This window comes from Streptomyces sp. a15, from assembly GCF_059026085.1.
Genome location: NZ_JBWLKM010000032.1, coordinates 15,668 through 32,842 on the forward strand (window position 1 = coordinate 15,668; position 17,175 = coordinate 32,842).

Below are 17,175 nucleotides of genomic sequence, written 5' to 3' on the forward strand. Positions count from 1 at the left end.
CTAGGGAACCGTGCGCGAGACGACGTAGACCATGGGGCTGGCCGGGACGGACAGGTTGACGACGATGTCCTGGCTGGGGGCCGGGTTCTTCTGCGTGTGGACGAGGCCCCACCACGGACCGGGGCCCTTGAAGGACCAGCCGATGATGCTCTGGTCACGCGTACTGATGGTGATCTCGCCCTGTTCGAGGTCCTCCCGGTTGACGCCCACACCGGTGAGGAAGGCGTCGAGGCCGGCGTCGCTGGTCCGGAACTGGACGTAGAGGCGGCTGGTCTTCCAGTTGTTGGTCTCGTAGTAGGCGACGTGGTCCGCCGGGTGCGGGACCGGCACCTGGTAGAGGCGGCGCTGGACCTTGGACGGCCAGCCCTCGCTGAGGCCGGTGGCCGAGTACTTCGCCTCCTTGTCCTTGCCGCTGTTGCGGCTCTGGTTGGCGGAGATCACGAGGTAGCCGGCCGGCACGCCGATGAGCAGCACGATGATGATCAGCGTGAGCGCCCGGCGGCGGATCCGGTGGCGTCGGTCCTCCGGCGGCCGGGGTTCGTCCGAGGCCGCGGCCGAGCGCGGCAGCGACGCCGTCACGCGGTGTCCTGGGACGTACGGCGGGCCTCCGCGTACCGCTCGTAACGCTCGTAGCGCTCCACCCGGCGCCGCTTGGCGCGGCGGAAGCGGCGGGCGACCAGGCGGGAGAGGTCGGCGGCGCCGACCATGCCGGCCTCGGGGCCGAGCTGGGCACGGACGATCCGGGCCTCGGGGCGGTAGCCGCGGCCGGTGAGCTGCCGCTTGAAGGCGTCGCGCGCGGGCCCGATCAGCAGGTCGTCGGCGGCCGAGACGCCACCGCCGATCACGAAGCAGGACGGGTCGAGGGCGGCGGCCAGGTTGGCGATGCCGACGCCGAGCCACTGGCCGATGTCCTGGAGCAGCTCGATGCACATCGCGTCGCCCTCGCGGGCCAGTTCGGTGATCATCGGGCCGGTGATGTCGGCGATGTTGCCCTTGACGTGCTCGATGATCCCGTACGCCACCGGGGAGTCGGCCGCGGCCAGTTCCCGCGCCTCTCTGACCAGCGCGTTGCCGGAGCTGTACTGCTCCCAGCAGCCGCGGTTGCCGCACGGGCAGCGGTGGCCGCCGGGCACGACCTGCATATGGCCGAACTCGCCGGCGACGCCGTACTTGCCGCGCTTGACCTGGCCGTCCTCGAGGATCGCGCCGCCGATGCCGGTACCGAGCGTGATCATGACGAGGTGGTCCTCGCCGCGGCCCGCGCCGAAGCGCCACTCCGCCCAGGCGGCGGTGTTGGCGTCGTTGTCGACGAGGACGGGCACGGAGAGCCTGCTCGTGATGCGGTCCCTGAGGGGCTCGTTGCGCCAGGACAGGTGGGGCGCGAAGAGGACGCGGTTGCGGTCGGCGTCGACCCAGCCGGCCGCGCCGATGCCGACCGCGTGCACGTCGTGGCGGTCGGAGAGGTCCAGGACCAGTTCGACGATCGTGTCCTCCACGACCTTCGGGCTCTTGGACTTGTCCGGGGTCTCCGTGCGGAGCTTCTCCAGGATGTTGCCGTCGGCGTCGACGACGCCCGCCATCACCTTTGTGCCGCCGATGTCGATCCCGACGGTGGGCACGCGGGGTGCGGTCAGGTGCGAGCGGCGCTCCCTGGTGCCGACCGTGCGGAGCGCCGGCGCGCGGCGGGAGCCGATGGGGGCGCTGAAGTTGCCGTAGGTGCTCATCGGGGCCGATTCTGCCTCACCGTAGGGGTGGATGCCGTACAGGGTGGCAATGGATCGGTTCCTGTTCGTGTGCCGTGCGGGTAAGGGTGATGTGGGTTGTGGGCCGGTCGCATTGTCCTGACATTGCGACGAACCGGAACGCCGGCTTCAGGGGCGTACGAGCAGCTGGAACTCGAAGGAGTAGCGGCTCGGCCGGTAGGTGTGGCTGCCGAACTCGACCGCGCGGCCGGTGTCGTCGAAGGTCGTGCGCTGCATGGTGAGCAGCGGGGCGCCCTCCTCCTCGGCGAGCCGCTCGGCCTCGGCGGCGGTGGCCGCGCGGGCGCCGATGGACTGGCGGGCGCTGTGCAGCGTGATCCCGGCGGCCCGCATCATGCGGTACAGGCCGGTGGCCTCCAGCTGCTCGGTGTCCAGGTCGAGCAGTCCGGGCGGCAGGTGGTTGGAGAGGTACGCCATCGGCTCGCCGTGCGCGAGGCGCAGCCGTTCCACCCGGTGTACGTCGCTGTCCTCGGCCACACCGAGGGCAGCCGCGATCTCGGCGGTCGCCGGGACGACGGTGTTGACCAGGACCTTTGTCGCCGGGCGCTGGCCTGCCGCCTCCAGGTCGTCGTAGAGGCTGCTGAGCTCCAGGGGGCGCTTGACTTGGCTGTGCACGACCTGCGTGCCGACTCCGCGACGGCGCACCAGCAGGCCCTTGTCGACGAGCGACTGGATGGCCTGGCGGACGGTGGGCCGGGACAGGCCGAGGCGGGCGGCGAGCTCTATCTCGTTGCCCAGCAGACTGCCGGGGGTGAGTGCGCCGTGCTCGATGGCGGCCTCCAACTGCTGGGACAGCTGGAAGTACAGCGGCACCGGGCTGCTGCGATCCACACTGAGCTCGAGCGTCACGGACGGATGCACTTCTGGTTTCGGCACGGGGCCGAGCGTAGCTCTGTGGATGGTTGACGGGAAGTTGTGTAGTTCGATTGTCCGGACATACGCATTGACAGCGTGGCGGGTCGGACCGCAGTTTGGTCCCATGCGCATCGGAGTCATCGGTACGGGCCGCATCGGCACCATCCATGCGAACACCCTCAGCCGACACCGGGAGGTCGGCTCACTGATCCTCACGGATGTGGACCCCACGCGGGCCCAGGATCTCGCGCACCGACTGGGCGAGACGGCGGCGCCGGGCGTGGACGAGATCTTCAAGTGGGGCGTGGACGCGGTGGTCATCACGACGGCGACGTCGGCGCACGCCGAACTGATCGGTCGGGCAGCACGCTCGGGGCTTCCCGTGTTCTGCGAGAAGCCGATCGCGCTGGATCTGGCGGGCACATTACAGGCGATCGGTGAGGTCGAGGCAGCCGGAACGATCCTGCAGATGGGGTTCCAGCGCCGCTTCGACGCGGGCTACACGGGCGCGCGGGACGCGGTGCGCTCGGGGCGGCTCGGGAGGCTGCACACCGTGCGGGCGCTGACCTCCGACCAGGCGCCGCCGCCGGCGGCGTACCTGCCGCAGTCCGGCGGGCTCTACCGGGACACCCTGATCCCCGACTTCGACGTCCTGCGCTGGGTGACCGGGCGCGAGATCGTCGACGTGTACGCGGCCGGGTCCGACGCGGGTCCCGCCATGTTCCGCGAGGCGGGCGACGTCGACACGGGTGCGGCGCTGCTCACGCTCGACGACGGCACGCTCGCCACGGCCACCGCGACGCGGCTGAACGGGGCGGGGTACGACGTGCGCATGGAGCTGGCCGGGGAGCTGGACCAGATCGTGGTCGGGCTGGACGACCGTACGCCCATCGCGTCCACCGAGCCGACGGGGCCGCCGGCCGCGGACAAGCCGTGGACGGGGTTCCTGGAGCGGTTCGGGCCGGCGTACGAGGCGGAGCTGTGTGCGTTTGTCGACGTCGTACGGGGTGAGCGGGCGAACCCTTGTGACGGGCGCGAGGCCTTGCAGGCGCTGCGAGTCGCCGAGGCGTGTGAGGTGTCCCGGCGGGAGCGGCGGGGTGTGTGGCTGGCGGAGATCGCGGGCGCGGCCGGCGCCGCGGCCATGTGAAGGGGCTCCGCCCCTTCGCGCTGTCCGGTCAGCACATCTAGGGCCCGCTCTCCTCGGCTTCGTCGAGCAGTCCCGCGTCGTACGCCAGCAGCGCGATCTGCACCCGGTTGTTGAGGTCGAGCTTGGCGAGGATGCGGGAGACGTGGGTCTTGACCGTGGCGACGCTCATGTAGAGCGCCGCCGCGATCTCGGCGTTGGAAAGGCCACGGCCGACGGTGACGGCGACCTCGCGTTCGCGGTCGTTGAGGGCGGCGATCCGGGCACGCGCGCGCGTGCGGCGCGTGTCGGCGGCGGTTCCTGCCGCGTGCTGCATCAACTGGCGGGTCACGGTGGGCGACAGCACGGGGTCACCGGCCGCGACCCGGCGCACCGCGTCGAGGATCTCGGCGGGCGGGGTGTCCTTGAGGACGAATCCGGCGGCGCCCGCGCGCAGGGCCCACAGCACCTGCTCGTCCGCGTGGAAGGTGGTCAGGACCACGACCTGCGGGGCCTCGGGCCGGCCGCGCAGCCGCTCGGTGGCGGTCAGCCCGTCCACCGACGGCATCCGGATGTCCATGAGGACGACGTCCGGGCGGGTGCGGTCGACCATCTCCTCGACCTCGCTGCCGTCGGCCGCCTCGCCGACGATCTCGATGTCGTCGGCGCCGCCCATCATGAAGGACAGGCCGGCCCGGACCAGCGGGTCGTCGTCGACGAGGAGCAGTCTGATCGCAGTCATGGGCTCACGTAATCATGGTTGTGCGGCGGGCGAATCACCGTTGTGCCGCGCGAGTTGGGGCGGCGGCCGCACCGCCCGCCGTGTGAGTCACCTCCATGGCAGCCACGCCCGCACCCGGAAGCCCCCGTTCGCCTCCGGCCCGTGCTCCAGGCGGCCGCCGGCCAGGGTGGCGCGTTCGGTCAGGCCGATCAGGCCCTGGCCGGAGCCGGGGACGTGGGGGACCTCGCCGTCGGGCGGCGGGTTGCGGACGGACATCGTCAGGCCCTCAACCGGGGCGCCGCTGACGGACACCGTGACCTCCGCGCCGGGGGCGTGCTTGCGGGCGTTGGTGAGGCCCTCCTGGGCGATGCGGTAGACGGTGCGGCCGACCGAGGCCGGGACGGTGTCGGCGTCGGTGACGCGGCTGTCGAGGGTGACCTTCATGCCGGCCTCGCGGGACTCGGCGACCAGCATGTCCAGGGCGGCGAGCGTCGGCTGAGGGCGGCCTGCGTCGTCGGAGTCGCCCGTGCGTAGGACGCCGATGATCTCCCGCAGGTCCTGCAGGGCCTCGTGCGCGCTCTCCCGGATGACGCCGGCCGCCCGGGCGACCTCCTCGTGGGGCGCGTCCGGGCGGAACTCCAGGGCGCCGGCGTGCACGCTCAGCAGCGTCAGCCGGTGCGCGAGCACGTCGTGCATCTCCCGGGCGATGGCCTCGCGGGCGAGCCGCTGCGCCTGCTCCGCGCGCAGCCGTGCCTCCGTCTCGGCGCGCCGGGCGCGGTCGCGCAGGCTCAGCATCAGCTGCCGCTGGGACCGTACGAGCAGGCCCCAGCCGACCACGGCGGCGGTCATGGGCAGGAAGATGGCGATCCCCAAGCCGAACTGCAGCTCGGGGTCGGGGCGCAGCCAGAGGTAGACCGGGATCAGCGCTAGGTTGATGCCGCCCACCCAGGCCACGTACCGGAAGGGGCGGTGCACGGCGAGCGTGAACAGGGCGATCATGCAGGCACCGCCCGCGGTGTCCGAGACCATCCCAAGGGGGATCGTCGCCACGGCCAGTCCTACCGGCCAGCGGCGGCGCAGCCAGATCGCGGCGCAGGCGAGCGCGCCGAGCCACTGGTCGAAGACGGCGAGGGCGTGCGGGACGTTCGGATTGGAGGTCACGGCGTCCGCGCCGACCAGGCCCACGAGGACGGCGATCAGGAAGCAGGAGAAGTCGACGATCCAGTCGCGCGCGGTGCGCCGGGGGCGTCTGCCGGGCCGCCGCGTGTCCGGGTCGAACTCGTGGATCACTGCGGACGGCAACAGCCAGCGCCGCCCGGGGAAGGCGGGCGTTTCGGGCACCGTCACGTCGTCGCTCACGGTCGACAAATCTATGCGCTGGCAGCCCGCGCCACTGCCCCGCGCACCGGATCGTCGACCAAAGTCGCGGCACCGGAGACTTTCGGCGCGGCAGGCCCGGCGGGACGGGGACTTCCGTCGGACGTGCCTCGCCCCGCGGCCGATGTGGGTGGGGGGTCCGCGGGGCGAGGGTCTTTCTATGAAGCAGCTGCTGGAGCTACTGGGTTTTGTTGCCCTGGTGCAGGGCGTGATGGGCCTCTTGCACGAGTTCACCGACTGGCACGTGGGGCTCGTGCAACGAGTCGGTCTCCTCGACGGCTACGAGATCTACGCGAGCGTCACCTTGGTCGTGCTGGCGTTCGCGCTGTTCGCCGTCGCCGAGAGCCAGAAATGACGCCGGCTCAGCAGCCGTAGTCGACCAGGTCGAACGAGGCGTAGTGGTCGGCCGTGTAGTAGTCCTCCTGGTTCTCCACGCCGGTGACGATGCGGCGAGCGCCGCGCGTGGACGAACCAGGCGTGATGACCGTGTACTCGTGGTAGTAGCCGGTCGGCTGGCCGGGCAGGATGCCTTCCCGGTTCTGGAAGACGGTCCCGTCCTGCGAGTACGGGTAGGGACCGCCCTGCTCGATCAGGTCGAGCGTGTCGTGGGCCTGGGAGGGCAGGTCGCCGTAACAGATGCTGCCGACCGCCGTGGCGGCCGCGTTCGCCGAGGTGGCGGTGACGGTGCCGCCCACGAGGAGGGCGGACATGAGAGCTGCTGCGGCGCCGATCCGGGTGGCGCGTGGGGGGAATCTCATGGCTCCATGATGACGCGCGTAGACGATGGCATGTCAATGACAACTCCGAGGATTTTCCCGTCAAGTCCGATGAGTTTTCGGGAAGTTAACCTGCGGGGAGCTCGTAGGAGCCGTACTCCGGGCGGCCCGTCACGTCGTACGTCTGGATGGACACGCCCGCCCCCGTGACCTGCCCGTCGGTGTGCCGGAAGGCGGTCGGTACGGCGCCCTCGGCGAACAGGCGGCGGCCGGCGCCCAGCGCGACCGGGAAGGTCAGCAGGTGGACGGTGTCGACGAGGTCGAGGGCGAGCAGGGACCGGGCGAGGGCGCCGCTGCCGTGCACCTGGAGCTCGCCGTCGGTGCGCTCCTTGAGGGCGGTGACCTCCTTGGCCAGGTCGCCGCCGATCACGGTGGTGCCGGCCCAGCCGGGGTCGGTGAGGGTCGCGGAGGCGACGTACTTCGGCAGGGCGTTCAGCTTCGAGGCGACCGGGTCGGCCGGGTCGGTGTTCTTCGGCCAGTACGCGGCGAAGATCTCGTACGTGCGGCGGCCGAGGAGGAAGGCGCCGACGCGTCCGAAGACCCCGTCGACGAACCGGCCGAAGTCGTCGTCCCAGTACGGGACGGTCCAGCCGCCCTGCCGGAAGCCGTCGCGGGTGTCCTCCTTGGGGCCGCCGGGGGCCTGGTGGACGCCGTCGAGGGTTACAAAGGAGGTGAGGACGAGCTTGCCCATGGCGGGTGCCTCTTCTCTTGGGGGCTGTTCCGGGTGGTCTGTTCTGGGTGGTCTGTTCTGGGTGGTCTGTTCTGGGTGGTCTGTTCTGGGTGGTCTGTTCTGGGTGGACCTGTTTCAGGTGGGGTCTGTTTCATCAGGGCAGACCCCACCGGCACCCGCAACTCATCGGCGCCGGCGGAGATCGGTGTCCGTTCGCCGCCAGCGTCCGGGGGCGCCGGCGGCTGGGATGGGGCCATGACTACTTCCAACGGATCCATGACTACTTCCAACGGATTCCTGAACGGCAAGGTGGCCCTCGTGACCGGCGGCAGCCGTGGCATCGGTGCGGCGACGGCTCTGCGGCTGGCCCGGGAGGGCGCGGACGTCGCTCTCACGTACGTGAACGACAAGTCGGCGGCCGAGGACGTCGTACGGTCCGTCGAGGCGCTGGGGCGCCGGGCCGTCGCCCTGCGGGCGGACTCCGCGGACGCGGAGGAGGCGGCGGGGGCGGCGGCGCGTACGGCGGAGGCGCTCGGGGGGCGGCTCGACGTGCTGGTGAACAATGCGGGCGTGGGCCTGCTCGGGCCCCTGGAGAACCTCTCGCTCGCGGAGGTGGACCGGGTCCTGGCCGTCAACGTGCGCGGTGTCTTCCTGACCTCGCAGGCGGCCGCCTCACGGATGGGTCCCGGCGGCCGGATCATCACCATCGGTACCTGCATGACCCAGCGCGTGCCGGGGCCCGGCGGCACGCTCTACGCGATGAGCAAGTCGGCCCTGACCGGTCTGACGAAGGCCCTCGCCCGAGAGCTGGGCGGGCGTGGTATCACGGCGAACATCGTGCATCCCGGGCCGATCGACACGGACATGAATCCGGCGGACGGGCCGTTTGCGGCGGGGCAGGCGGGGATGACGGCACTGGGGCGATTCGGCCGTGCCGAGGAGGTGGCGTCCACGGTCACCCATCTGGCGGGGGCGGACTACGTCACGGGCGCGGAGTTCTCGGTGGACGGGGGGCATGCGGCGTGACGCGGGGGCCGGGGGCGAGTTCCTCGCCCCCGCCGCCCCTACCCGTCCCATCCCCAGGGGCTCCGCCCCTTCGACCCCGGCCGGGACTGCGCCCCCTGCACCCCTCGCGGGGAGGCTGCCCCTACCGACCCCCGCAGGGGCTCGGCTCCGCCCCGACGACCCCGGCCGGGACTACGTCCCCTGCAACCTCGCGGGACTCCACCCCCGCACCCCTCTGGGTCTTCGCCCCAGCCCCCCGTCGCCCTGAAGGGCCTCCTCCTCCAACGCCTGACGGGCTGAAGGACGCGGGCCGGCGGTGGATGTGTACGCCGGACCGGTTGAGGGTGGTACCGCACCCCTCAAAGCGACCGAGTCGGGTGGTGGGCGGGCAAAGGTCGGGGTTCAGGGGGGGGAGCCCGCTGGTGAGGGCGTCAGGTGCCGAGTTCCTGGTGGCGGGCGGTCAGGGTCGACGCGCCCCACTGCGTCAGCGAGCCGAACAGCCGCAGGCGGGAGATGCCGCCGTCCGGGAAGATGTCCACGCGCGCGTGCGTGCCGACGGCAGGTGTCGGGAGGACGAAGCGGTGGTTGGTGTCGGGCTGGAGGCGGGTGCGCGGGAGGATCTCGGTCCAGGCGCCGTCCTCGCCGTCCCGTACGGACACCGACGCCCAGCCCGCGCTGTTGCCCTTCAGGTACGCCGTGTCGATCTCCAGCGCGCGGATCTGGGACTGCGCGGCCAGGCGGTAGCGGATCCAGTCGTTGCCCTGGTCGCGGCGGCGGCGGGTCTCCCAGCCGTCGTCCATCTTGCGGGAGCGGCCCGGCTGGATGGTGTTGGTGGCGGGCGAGTAGAAGAGGTTGGAGGCGTCCTCGGCCTGGCCGCCGTTCTCCAGGGCGACCACGTCGAAGGTGCCGAGGACCTCCAGCCACTTCGGGTCCGGCACGACCTCGCCGTACACCCGCAGGCGCGCGATGCCGCCGTCGGGGTGCTGGTTGACGCGCAGGTGTGTGAAGCGCTGTTCGACCGACACCGTGAAGCCGTTCGCCGCGTGGCCGCCCACCGCCGTGCGGGGCACGAGCGTCGTCCACTTCACGTCACCGGACAGCAACTCCTCCGGTGAAGGGGAGCCCGGCACCGACGTGGCCTCGACCGACACCGCCTGCGGGTAGTTGCCGCGGAAGTGGGCCGTGTCGACGACGATGCCGCGGACGACGCCGGGCGCGCCGAGGCGGACCAGCGCCCAGTCGTGGTCCTCGGCCGTCGGCCATGGATGGTCGGCGGAGGCCCCGCGGCGTCGCCTGGTCTCCCAGCCGTCCATGATCTTGCCCTTGTGCCCGAAGTGCTCGGGGTCGAACTCCGCGGGCCCGGGCACCAGCAGGTTCTCCCGCTGGGCGAAGAACTCGTCGTTGGCGGCGATCACTCCGGCGCCGAGCTGCCGGTCGGCGAGGTTGGCGTACTGGACGAAGGGGAAGTCGGCGGTGCGGTAGTCCGCGTACGGGTCACCGCCTCCGTAGGGGTTCGCGTCGCCGGTGAAACGAGCCGATGGAAATTCGGGCTGCGCCGTCACGAGGTGTGCCTTTCGGAGTCGGCCGCTGCGGGTGCGGGTGCGGGTGCGAGTGCGAGTGCGGGTGCGTTTACATGCAGTGGATCAGGGGGTTCTGGTGAGCAGTTGGCCCTTCGGAGTCGTGAACTCGCCGTCCTCGACGATGCGTTCGCCGCGCAGCCACGTGGACTTCACGACACCGGACAGGGTCTTGCCCGCGTACGCCGTGACACGGTTGCGGTGCTGGAGGGCCGCCGGGTCCACGGTGAACGTCTCGTCGGGTGCGAGGACGGCGAAGTCGGCGTCGCGGCCCGCCTCGATGGCGCCCTTCTGACGCAGGCCCACCAGGTCGGCCGTACGCGTGGACATCCAGCGGACCACGTCCTCCAGGCCGTGGCCGCGCTTGCGCGCCTCCGTCCACACCGCCGCGAGGCTCAGCTGGAGGCCGGAGATGCCGCCCCACGCCGTCGCGAAGTCGTCCGTCTTCAGGTCCGCCGTCGAGGGCGAGTGGTCGGTGACCACGCAGTCGATCGTGCCGTCCGCCAGCGCCTGCCAGAGCAGGTCCTGGTTGGCCAACTCGCGGATCGGCGGGCAGCACTTGAACTCGCTGGCGCCGTCGGGGACTTCCTCGGCGGTGAGGGTGAGGTAGTGCGGGCAGGTCTCGACCGTGACGCGGACGCCCTCCGCCTTGGCGGCCGCGATCAGCGGCAGCGCGTCGCTCGACGACAGGTGCAGCACGTGCACGCGCGCGTCGAGGCGCTTCGCCTGGGCGATGAGCTGGGCGATCGCCGTGTCCTCGGCGTCCCGCGGGCGGGAGGCCAGGAAGTCGGCGTACTTGGGGCCGCTGTGCGGCGGGGCGGCGTCCAGGTGGTGCGGGTCCTCGGCGTGCACGATCAGCAGGCCGCCGAAGGAGGCGATCTCGGCGAGGGACTGGGCCAGTTGGTCCTGACCGAGGTGTGGGAACTCGTCCACGCCGGAGGGCGACAGGAAGGCCTTGAAGCCGAAGACGCCGGCCTCGTGCAGCGGGCGCAGGTCCTTGACGTTGTCGGGCAGGGCGCCGCCCCAGAAGCCGACGTCGATGTGGGCCTTGTCGGCGGCGACGTCCTTCTTCGTACGGAGGTTGTCGACCGTCGTGGTGGGCGGGAGGGAGTTGAGCGGCATGTCGACGAGGGTGGTGATGCCGCCGGCGGCCGCGGCGCGGGTGGCGGTCCAGAAGCCCTCCCACTCGGTGCGGCCGGGGTCGTTGACGTGCACGTGCGTGTCGACCAGGCCGGGCAGCAGGACGTGGTCGCCGACGTCCTCCAGGCGGGCACCGGCCGGCACCTCGGCGTCGTACGGCAGGACGGCCGTGATCGTCCCGGCAAAGACCGCGACCGAAGCGGCGCGGGTCCCTTCCGGGGTGATGACGCGCGTCGAGCGCAGTACCAGTTCTACGTCGGACACCCGGACCCCTCTCGCTCTGCCTGTGGTGACGTTTTACTTCCGGGAAACGGGATTTACTTCCACGTAACGGAATTCAACGTTCTGTTGAAGGAGTCTTCACTCCAGCCCACGCGCCGTCAAGGGCACACCCCTCCAGGGGACCACAGAGGCGCACACTCTGGACGTTTCCACAAGACGGAATTAGTATTCCGGTGGACAGAACGTAGCTACGCACCATCAGGGAGTCAACCGACCGACGGGTAGGCTTCTGCTCTTCCCGCCTGTCCCGAAAGGAACGCGCCGTGCCGACGTCCAGCGCCAGCACCACCGACTCCGCGAAGTCCGCCAGCGGCGGAGTCCAGTCCCTCGAGCGCGCCTTCGATCTGCTGGAACGGATGGCGGACGCGGGTGGCGAGGTGGGTCTGAGCGAGCTCTCCGCGAGCAGCGGCCTGCCCCTGCCGACCATCCACCGTCTGATGCGCACGCTGGTGGTCTGCGGATACGTACGCCAGCAGCCCAACCGCCGTTACGCGCTGGGCCCGCGCCTGATCCGCCTCGGCGAGTCCGCCTCCCGCCTGCTCGGCACCTGGGCGCGCCCTTACCTCGCCCGCCTGGTCGAGGAGACCGGCGAGACCGCGAACATGGCGCTGCTGGACGGCGACGAGATCGTCTACGTGGCGCAGGTGCCGTCGAAGCACTCGATGCGCATGTTCACCGAGGTCGGCCGGCGCGTCCTGCCGCACTCCACGGGCGTAGGCAAGGCCCTGCTCGCCAACACGCCGGACGCCGAGGTGCGCGCCCTGCTGGCCCGCACCGGCATGCCGGCCGCGACGGAGAAGACGATCACCACGCCGGACGCCTACCTCGCGGCGCTGGAGGACGTGCGGCGTCAGGGATACGCGGTCGACGACAACGAGCAGGAGATCGGCGTCCGCTGCCTGGCGGTGTCCGTGCCCAACTCCCCCACCTCGGCGGCCATTTCCATCTCGGGCCCGGCGGGCCGGGTCACTCAGGCGGTGACGGAGCGGATCGTGCCGGTGCTCCAGCAGGTGGCGGTGGAACTGTCCCAGGCGCTGGCGAGCCAGAACCCGGCATGACGGCCTTACAGCGCTGGCCGGGCCGGTACACCGACCGGCACGGCTCGGAGCAGGTCGTCTTCGAGTCGGACGGCCGGGAACTGATCCGCACCACGATCAGGGGCGTCCGCTTCGAGGGCGACACGATGGACGATCTCGGCGCGCTGGGCGGTGAGTTGCCCGAGGCGATGTTCGCCTTCTTCGACGGGGCGCTGTGCTCCTGCCTGCTGGAGTGGGAACTGCCGATGCCCGTCGCGGTCGAGGGGCGCGGCATGCTGACGGGCGTGCTGCACTGCGCCCTGCGGCTGGGCGGACCGGCGGGCCCCGGCCGTGACCTGGACCGGGAGCCCCTGACCGTCACCTTGCGCCTCGACGGACACGAGTACCGCACCGCCGAAGACCACGCCGACTTCGAGGACGCCCTGCACGACCTCCAGCGCGGACTGCCGCACGGCTCGCGGATCAAGGCGTGCATCGCGTGCGCCTGGTCCGACTACAACCCGGTCGGCCACAGCCTGATGGCCGGGCTGGCCTGCTTCCGGGACGCCAAGGACATCTACCGGCGGGTGGACGGCAAGCACGGACCGTGGGGCATCTTCACGCACTGGCGCGCGCTCACCGAGTTGGTCCAGGAGACCTGGCTCTGCGACCAGTTCGAGCACCGGACCTCGGACCAGGGCTACCGAGGCGCGTTCCCTTACCTCGGGTGGGCGGCGGACGGCTCCTAGAGGGCCTGGCCCCGCCGGCCCGGCGGTTCGCCGAACAGGTCCACGGCCGCCCTGACGTCCGCCAGCCCCCGGGACAGCGCGCTCACCGAGCCGATCGCGCCCGCGATCAGCAGCAGGGACCTGCGCAGCCGTGGCACGTCGGGCGCCCCCTCGATCGTCATGGCGGCCAGCGCCGCGAGTTCGTCCTCGGCGATGCCACGGTCGCGGAACTCGGCTCGGTGCGCGGCGAGTTCGCGGCGCAGCCGGGACACCGCGGTCCGCAGTTCCGCCACTCTCAGGTCCTCGTCGCTGCCGCTCACCGGTCTCTGCCCCAAGCCCTGCAACACAGCCCTCCCCGTCGCACGCCGTTGTGCGCCTGCACGCGCTTCGAACCCTCCGCGCCGTCCCGCGCGCTGGTCGGGCGCCGGGAGACGCGGGTCAGTAAACGCCACCCCACGCCGGGTGCGCCACTCCTCTGACCGAAATTCAGCCCATGGAAGCCGGGCGCTTCCCGGAACGTCGGGTATGCAGGACGCATGACGCAGAACGCACAGCAGGTGGCCGGGCTGCTCCTCGCCGCGGGAGGCGGGCGCCGGCTCGGCGGCCACCCCAAGGCACTGCTCGAACACCGGGGGCGACCGCTGGTCGAGTACGCGGTCGGCGTGCTGCGCGCGGCCGGCTGCGCCCGTGTCCACGTGGTCCTGGGGGCCGAGGCCGCCGCGGTACGGGAGCGGGCGGAGCTCGGTGACTGCGTGCTCGTGGAGAACCCCGGCTGGGCCGACGGCATGGGCTCGTCCCTGCGGGCCGGGCTCGACTCGCTCACCGGCACCGGCGCAGGGGCCGCGCTCGTGTCGCTCGTCGACCAGCCCGGCATCGGGGCGGAGGCGGTCGGCCGTGTACTCACGGCCTGCACGTCACGGGAGTCGCTGGTCTCGGCCGCCTACGACGGCGTACGCGGCCACCCGGTCCTCTTCGGCGCCGCCCACTGGGCGGGGATCGCCGCGGCTGCGACCGGCGACCGAGGGGCACGCGCCTATCTGAAGGCGCACGAGGAGGCGATCACGCTCGTCGAGTGCGGGGACGTGGCCGAGCCGTACGACATCGACACGGCCGCGGACCTGAAGCACCTTGAGTGATTGGGGTGGCACTGAGCGCCACCTTCCCTCGACTCGGAGAATCTCGACATCAACAAACCATTGAAGTTCCACAATGAGGAAACTAGTATCCACTGTTCAGAAGCGCCCGCCTGCTCCCTGGGCGTCCACCGCCGTACCGTGGTCGACTGGCACCCGGTGCCACGCTCGCTGAAGGAAGTGACAGCTCTTATGTCCGCACCAGCGCCGTCCCCGCTGGCCATCGTCGACGCCGAGCCCCTGCCCCGGCAGGAGGAGGTCCTCACCGACGCGGCCCTCGCCTTCGTGGCCGAGCTGCACCGCCGGTTCACGCCCCGGCGTGACGAACTCCTCGCCCGCCGCGCGGAGCGCCGCGCCGAGATCGCCCGCACTTCCACGCTCGACTTCCTCCCGGAGACCGCCGCCATCCGCGCCGACGACTCCTGGAAGGTGGCCCCCTCCCCGGCGGCCCTGGACGACCGCCGGGTCGAGATCACCGGCCCCACCGACCGCAAGATGACCATCAACGCCCTGAACTCGGGCGCCAAGGTCTGGCTCGCGGACTTCGAGGACGCCTCTGCGCCGACCTGGGAGAACGTCGTCCTCGGTCAGATCAACCTGGCCGACGCCTTCACCCGGAACATCGACTTCACGGATCCCGGGTCCGGGAAGACGTACGCCCTCAAGGACGACAGCGAGCTCGCCACCGTCGTCATGCGCCCGCGTGGCTGGCACCTGACCGAACGGCATCTTCAGCTGGACGGGCAGCAGGTCCCGGGCGCGCTCGTCGACTTCGGCCTCTACTTCTTCCACAACGCCCAGCGGCTGCTCGACCTCGGCAAGGGCCCGTACTTCTACCTCCCGAAGACCGAGTCGCACCTCGAAGCCCGCCTGTGGAACGACGTGTTCGTCTTCGCGCAGGACTACCTCGGCATCCCGCAGGGCACCGTCCGCGCCACCGTACTGATCGAGACGATCACGGCCGCGTACGAGATGGAGGAGATCCTCTACGAACTGCGCGACCACGCCTCCGGGTTGAACGCCGGGCGTTGGGACTACCTGTTCTCCATCGTCAAGAACTTCCGTGACGGCGGCGCCAAGTTCGTCCTCCCGGACCGCAACGCCGTGACGATGACGGCCCCGTTCATGCGCGCGTACACCGAACTCCTCGTCCGCACCTGTCACAAGCGCGGCGCGCACGCGATCGGCGGCATGGCGGCGTTCATCCCCTCCCGGCGCGACGAAGAGGTCAACAAGGTCGCGTTCGAGAAGGTCAAGGCCGACAAGGACCGCGAGGCGAACGACGGCTTCGACGGGTCGTGGGTGGCCCACCCGGACCTGGTCCCGATCGCCATGGAGTCCTTCGACCGGGTCCTCGGCGACAAGCCGAACCAGAAGGACCGCCTGCGCGAGGACGTGGACGTCAAGGCTGCCGACCTGATCGCCGTCGACTCCCTGGACGCCAGGCCGACGTACGACGGTCTCGTCAACGCCGTCCAGGTGGGCATCCGTTACATCGAGGCCTGGCTGCGCGGCCTCGGAGCGGTCGCCATCTTCAACCTGATGGAGGACGCGGCGACCGCCGAGATCTCCCGCTCGCAGATCTGGCAGTGGATCAACGCGGGCGTCGAGTTCGAGCACGCCGGAGAAACGGTGAAGGCCACGCCCGAGCTGGCCCGCAAGGTCGCCGCCGAGGAACTGCGGAACATCAAGAGCGAACTCGGCGAGGAGGCCTTCGCCGCCGGTCACTGGCAGCAGGCCCACGACCTGCTCCTGGAGGTCGCGCTCGACGAGAACTACGCGGACTTCCTGACGCTGCCGGCGTACGAGCAGCTGCGAGGCTAGATCCTCACTTGTCCGAGTGGCCCAGGGACTTTTCCGGGGCCACTCGGTCGCGTACGGCCTGCTTGACCGCCGTGGGCTCGGGGAAGCCCTGGTCCCGGCGGTCCCAGACGACCTCGTCGTTCACGCGGACGACGAAGACGCCGCCCTTGCCGGGCTTCAGCGCCAGTTCCGTCAGTTCGGCCTCGAACGTCGTGAGCAACTCCTGAGCCAGCCATGCCGCACGCGGCAGCCACCGGCACTGGGTGCAGTACTCGATCTCGACACGACCACTCATCCGAGGTGCACCGACCAATCCTGTTGGGCCGCGGGCTTGCCGTGCAGGTCGGGGACCTGCTTGAGCCACGCGGGGCGTCCTTGCTGGTTCCTCGCCGCCCGGAGGGCCTCCTCGGCGGCGAGTTCCTCCCGGGTGGGAAAGTCGGTGGGGAGCCAGGCCGCGGACGCCCGCACGCGCGCGTGGAGGTAGTCGACGTACGCCCCGCGGACGTCGTCCGGGGTCGCGAAGCCCTCCTCGGCGGCCAGCCACGAGTCCGGGACGGCCGCCGTGACCTCGCGCAGCAGATCGAGCGTCACCCGGGGCGCCAGCTCCGCGTCGGCCGCCCGCACGTCCGGCGCGTAGTGGCCAAGGGCGTGGTGCCGGAAGTCGTACGCCTTCGCGGGGTCCGAGCCGTCCCAGCGGTGGTGGAAGACGAGTGCGGCCCCGTGGTCGATCAGCCACAGGCGCGGCGGTACGGTCCCGAAGGTGGGCCAGATCATGAGGTTGGAGCTGTGGACCGTACGGTCCACGTTGACCGTCAGGGCGTCCAGCCAGACGACCTCGCCGGCCTCCAGCGGGTCGACGGGGAAGGTCTTGGCGACCTCCGGCGTGAAGTCCTTGGCGTTCGGCAGGTAGTCCATGCCGAGGTTGAGTCCCGAGCTCGCGCCGTGGAGTTCGCGCACTTCCTGGTGCGGTTCGTGGTCGGCGATCGCCGGGTCGAAGTGGACGAGGACCAGCTCGGGGAAGCGCAGGCCGAGGGCGCGGGCCAGTTCGCCCACGATCACCTCGGCGACCAGCGCCTTGCGGCCCTGTGCGGAGCCGGTGAACTTGACGACGTACGTCCCGAGGTCGTCGGCCTCGACGACTCCGGGCACGGAGCCGCCGGACCGCAACGGGTTCACGTATCGAACAGCAGTCACATCGCGCAGCACACC

The 17,175-nt window shown here is 71.1% G+C and carries 19 protein-coding genes; 7 read left to right on the forward strand and 12 right to left on the reverse strand.

All coding sequences use genetic code 11. The features are described from left to right. The 3 genes from AC5P09_RS28185 to AC5P09_RS28195 form a co-directional block, all read right to left on the reverse strand. Complete coding sequence (locus tag AC5P09_RS28185; protein ID WP_493876565.1) at positions 1–579, reverse strand: sugar kinase; 579 nt, start codon at positions 577–579, stop codon at positions 1–3. Further along, positions 576–1,724, reverse strand: a complete 1,149-nt coding sequence (locus AC5P09_RS28190) for an ROK family glucokinase (protein WP_493876566.1) — start codon at positions 1,722–1,724, stop codon at positions 576–578. Before AC5P09_RS28190 ends, AC5P09_RS28185 begins: the two co-directional genes overlap by 4 nt. A 147-nt stretch (positions 1,725–1,871) precedes the next feature. After that, positions 1,872–2,609 carry a GntR family transcriptional regulator gene (locus AC5P09_RS28195; RefSeq protein WP_266453009.1) on the reverse strand — a complete coding sequence of 246 codons (738 nt, stop codon included), beginning with the start codon at positions 2,607–2,609 and terminating at the stop codon, positions 1,872–1,874. A gap of 130 nt (positions 2,610–2,739) precedes the next feature. On the opposite strand from AC5P09_RS28195, the gene AC5P09_RS28200 reads away from it, so the two are divergent. After that, complete coding sequence (locus AC5P09_RS28200; protein WP_493876567.1) at positions 2,740–3,762, forward strand: Gfo/Idh/MocA family protein; 1,023 nt, start codon at positions 2,740–2,742, stop codon at positions 3,760–3,762. A 37-nt stretch (positions 3,763–3,799) separates the two neighbouring features. Here AC5P09_RS28200 and AC5P09_RS28205 read toward each other — a convergent pair whose 3' ends face one another. Further along, positions 3,800–4,480 (reverse strand): response regulator transcription factor, encoded by a 681-nt coding sequence (locus AC5P09_RS28205; protein ID WP_493876568.1) that lies wholly within the window; start codon positions 4,478–4,480, stop codon positions 3,800–3,802. 87 nt (positions 4,481–4,567) lie between these two features. Then, the gene (locus AC5P09_RS28210; RefSeq protein ID WP_493876569.1) at positions 4,568–5,827 is read right to left on the reverse strand and encodes a sensor histidine kinase; all 1,260 of its coding nucleotides are present in this window, start codon (positions 5,825–5,827) and stop codon (positions 4,568–4,570) included. Between the two features lie 169 nt (positions 5,828–5,996). On the opposite strand from AC5P09_RS28210, the gene AC5P09_RS28215 reads away from it, so the two are divergent. Beyond that, positions 5,997–6,191 carry a hypothetical protein gene (locus AC5P09_RS28215; protein ID WP_493876570.1) on the forward strand — a complete coding sequence of 65 codons (195 nt, stop codon included), beginning with the start codon at positions 5,997–5,999 and terminating at the stop codon, positions 6,189–6,191. Between the two features lie 7 nt (positions 6,192–6,198). Here the strand turns inward: AC5P09_RS28215 and AC5P09_RS28220 are convergent, their stop codons facing one another. Both AC5P09_RS28220 and AC5P09_RS28225 read right to left on the reverse strand, forming a co-directional pair. Then, entirely contained in the window at positions 6,199–6,594 is a 396-nt protein-coding gene (locus tag AC5P09_RS28220; protein ID WP_493876571.1) for a guanyl-specific ribonuclease, read from the reverse strand. A gap of 85 nt (positions 6,595–6,679) precedes the next feature. Then, positions 6,680–7,303, reverse strand: coding sequence for a dihydrofolate reductase family protein (locus AC5P09_RS28225; protein WP_493876572.1), 624 nt, complete (start codon positions 7,301–7,303; stop codon positions 6,680–6,682). A 255-nt stretch (positions 7,304–7,558) separates the two neighbouring features. Here AC5P09_RS28225 and AC5P09_RS28230 point away from each other — a divergent pair, with 255 nt between their 5' ends. After that, positions 7,559–8,308 carry an SDR family oxidoreductase gene (locus tag AC5P09_RS28230; RefSeq protein ID WP_493876573.1) on the forward strand — a complete coding sequence of 250 codons (750 nt, stop codon included), beginning with the start codon at positions 7,559–7,561 and terminating at the stop codon, positions 8,306–8,308. A gap of 410 nt (positions 8,309–8,718) precedes the next feature. Here AC5P09_RS28230 and alc read toward each other — a convergent pair whose 3' ends face one another. Both alc and allB read right to left on the reverse strand, forming a co-directional pair. Beyond that, entirely contained in the window at positions 8,719–9,849 is a 1,131-nt protein-coding gene (gene alc / locus AC5P09_RS28235) for an allantoicase (protein ID WP_493876574.1), read from the reverse strand. 81 nt (positions 9,850–9,930) lie between these two features. Continuing rightward, a complete protein-coding gene (allB, locus tag AC5P09_RS28240) occupies positions 9,931–11,268 on the reverse strand; it encodes an allantoinase AllB (RefSeq protein ID WP_493876575.1) in 1,338 nt (445 codons plus the stop codon). Positions 11,269–11,549: 281 nt separating this feature from the next. On the opposite strand from allB, the gene AC5P09_RS28245 reads away from it, so the two are divergent. Both AC5P09_RS28245 and AC5P09_RS28250 read left to right on the forward strand, forming a co-directional pair. Further along, entirely contained in the window at positions 11,550–12,344 is a 795-nt protein-coding gene (locus AC5P09_RS28245) for an IclR family transcriptional regulator (RefSeq protein ID WP_266449875.1), read from the forward strand. Then, positions 12,341–13,051, forward strand: coding sequence for a DUF6304 family protein (locus tag AC5P09_RS28250; RefSeq protein ID WP_493876576.1), 711 nt, complete (start codon positions 12,341–12,343; stop codon positions 13,049–13,051). Before AC5P09_RS28245 ends, AC5P09_RS28250 begins: the two co-directional genes overlap by 4 nt. Here the strand turns inward: AC5P09_RS28250 and AC5P09_RS28255 are convergent. Beyond that, entirely contained in the window at positions 13,048–13,350 is a 303-nt protein-coding gene (locus tag AC5P09_RS28255) for a DUF5955 family protein (RefSeq protein ID WP_493876577.1), read from the reverse strand. The genes AC5P09_RS28250 and AC5P09_RS28255 overlap by 4 nt on opposite strands. Before the next feature lie 216 nt (positions 13,351–13,566). Here AC5P09_RS28255 and AC5P09_RS28260 point away from each other — a divergent pair, with 216 nt between their 5' ends. Next, a complete protein-coding gene (locus tag AC5P09_RS28260; protein ID WP_493876578.1) occupies positions 13,567–14,166 on the forward strand; it encodes a nucleotidyltransferase family protein in 600 nt (199 codons plus the stop codon). Positions 14,167–14,355: 189 nt separating this feature from the next. Next, complete coding sequence (gene aceB, locus AC5P09_RS28265) at positions 14,356–15,987, forward strand: malate synthase A (RefSeq protein WP_493876579.1); 1,632 nt, start codon at positions 14,356–14,358, stop codon at positions 15,985–15,987. Positions 15,988–15,991: 4 nt separating this feature from the next. Here the strand turns inward: aceB and AC5P09_RS28270 are convergent, their stop codons facing one another. After that, on the reverse strand, positions 15,992–16,261 hold the full coding sequence (locus tag AC5P09_RS28270; protein WP_266449870.1) for an Rdx family protein: 270 nt from the start codon (positions 16,259–16,261) through the stop codon (positions 15,992–15,994). Next, positions 16,258–17,172 (reverse strand): HipA family kinase, encoded by a 915-nt coding sequence (locus AC5P09_RS28275; protein ID WP_493876580.1) that lies wholly within the window; start codon positions 17,170–17,172, stop codon positions 16,258–16,260. Before AC5P09_RS28275 ends, AC5P09_RS28270 begins: the two co-directional genes overlap by 4 nt. Positions 17,173–17,175: the final 3 nt, after the last annotated feature.

What these genes read in the sequence shown, in the direction of transcription:
- AC5P09_RS28270 (WP_266449870.1), bottom strand. Translation starts at nt 16,261, where the DNA reads ATGAGTGGTCGTGTCGAGATCGAGTACTGCACCCAGTGCCGGTGGCTG.
- AC5P09_RS28215 (WP_493876570.1), top strand. Translation starts at nt 5,997, where the DNA reads ATGAAGCAGCTGCTGGAGCTACTGGGTTTTGTTGCCCTGGTGCAGGGC.
- AC5P09_RS28190 (WP_493876566.1), bottom strand. Translation starts at nt 1,724, where the DNA reads ATGAGCACCTACGGCAACTTCAGCGCCCCCATCGGCTCCCGCCGCGCG.
- AC5P09_RS28225 (WP_493876572.1), bottom strand. Translation starts at nt 7,303, where the DNA reads ATGGGCAAGCTCGTCCTCACCTCCTTTGTAACCCTCGACGGCGTCCAC.
- AC5P09_RS28200 (WP_493876567.1), top strand. Translation starts at nt 2,740, where the DNA reads ATGCGCATCGGAGTCATCGGTACGGGCCGCATCGGCACCATCCATGCG.
- AC5P09_RS28205 (WP_493876568.1), bottom strand. Translation starts at nt 4,480, where the DNA reads ATGACTGCGATCAGACTGCTCCTCGTCGACGACGACCCGCTGGTCCGG.
- AC5P09_RS28250 (WP_493876576.1), top strand. Translation starts at nt 12,341, where the DNA reads ATGACGGCCTTACAGCGCTGGCCGGGCCGGTACACCGACCGGCACGGC.
- AC5P09_RS28220 (WP_493876571.1), bottom strand. Translation starts at nt 6,594, where the DNA reads ATGAGATTCCCCCCACGCGCCACCCGGATCGGCGCCGCAGCAGCTCTC.
- aceB (WP_493876579.1), top strand. Translation starts at nt 14,356, where the DNA reads ATGTCCGCACCAGCGCCGTCCCCGCTGGCCATCGTCGACGCCGAGCCC.
- AC5P09_RS28260 (WP_493876578.1), top strand. Translation starts at nt 13,567, where the DNA reads ATGACGCAGAACGCACAGCAGGTGGCCGGGCTGCTCCTCGCCGCGGGA.
- AC5P09_RS28230 (WP_493876573.1), top strand. Translation starts at nt 7,559, where the DNA reads ATGACTACTTCCAACGGATTCCTGAACGGCAAGGTGGCCCTCGTGACC.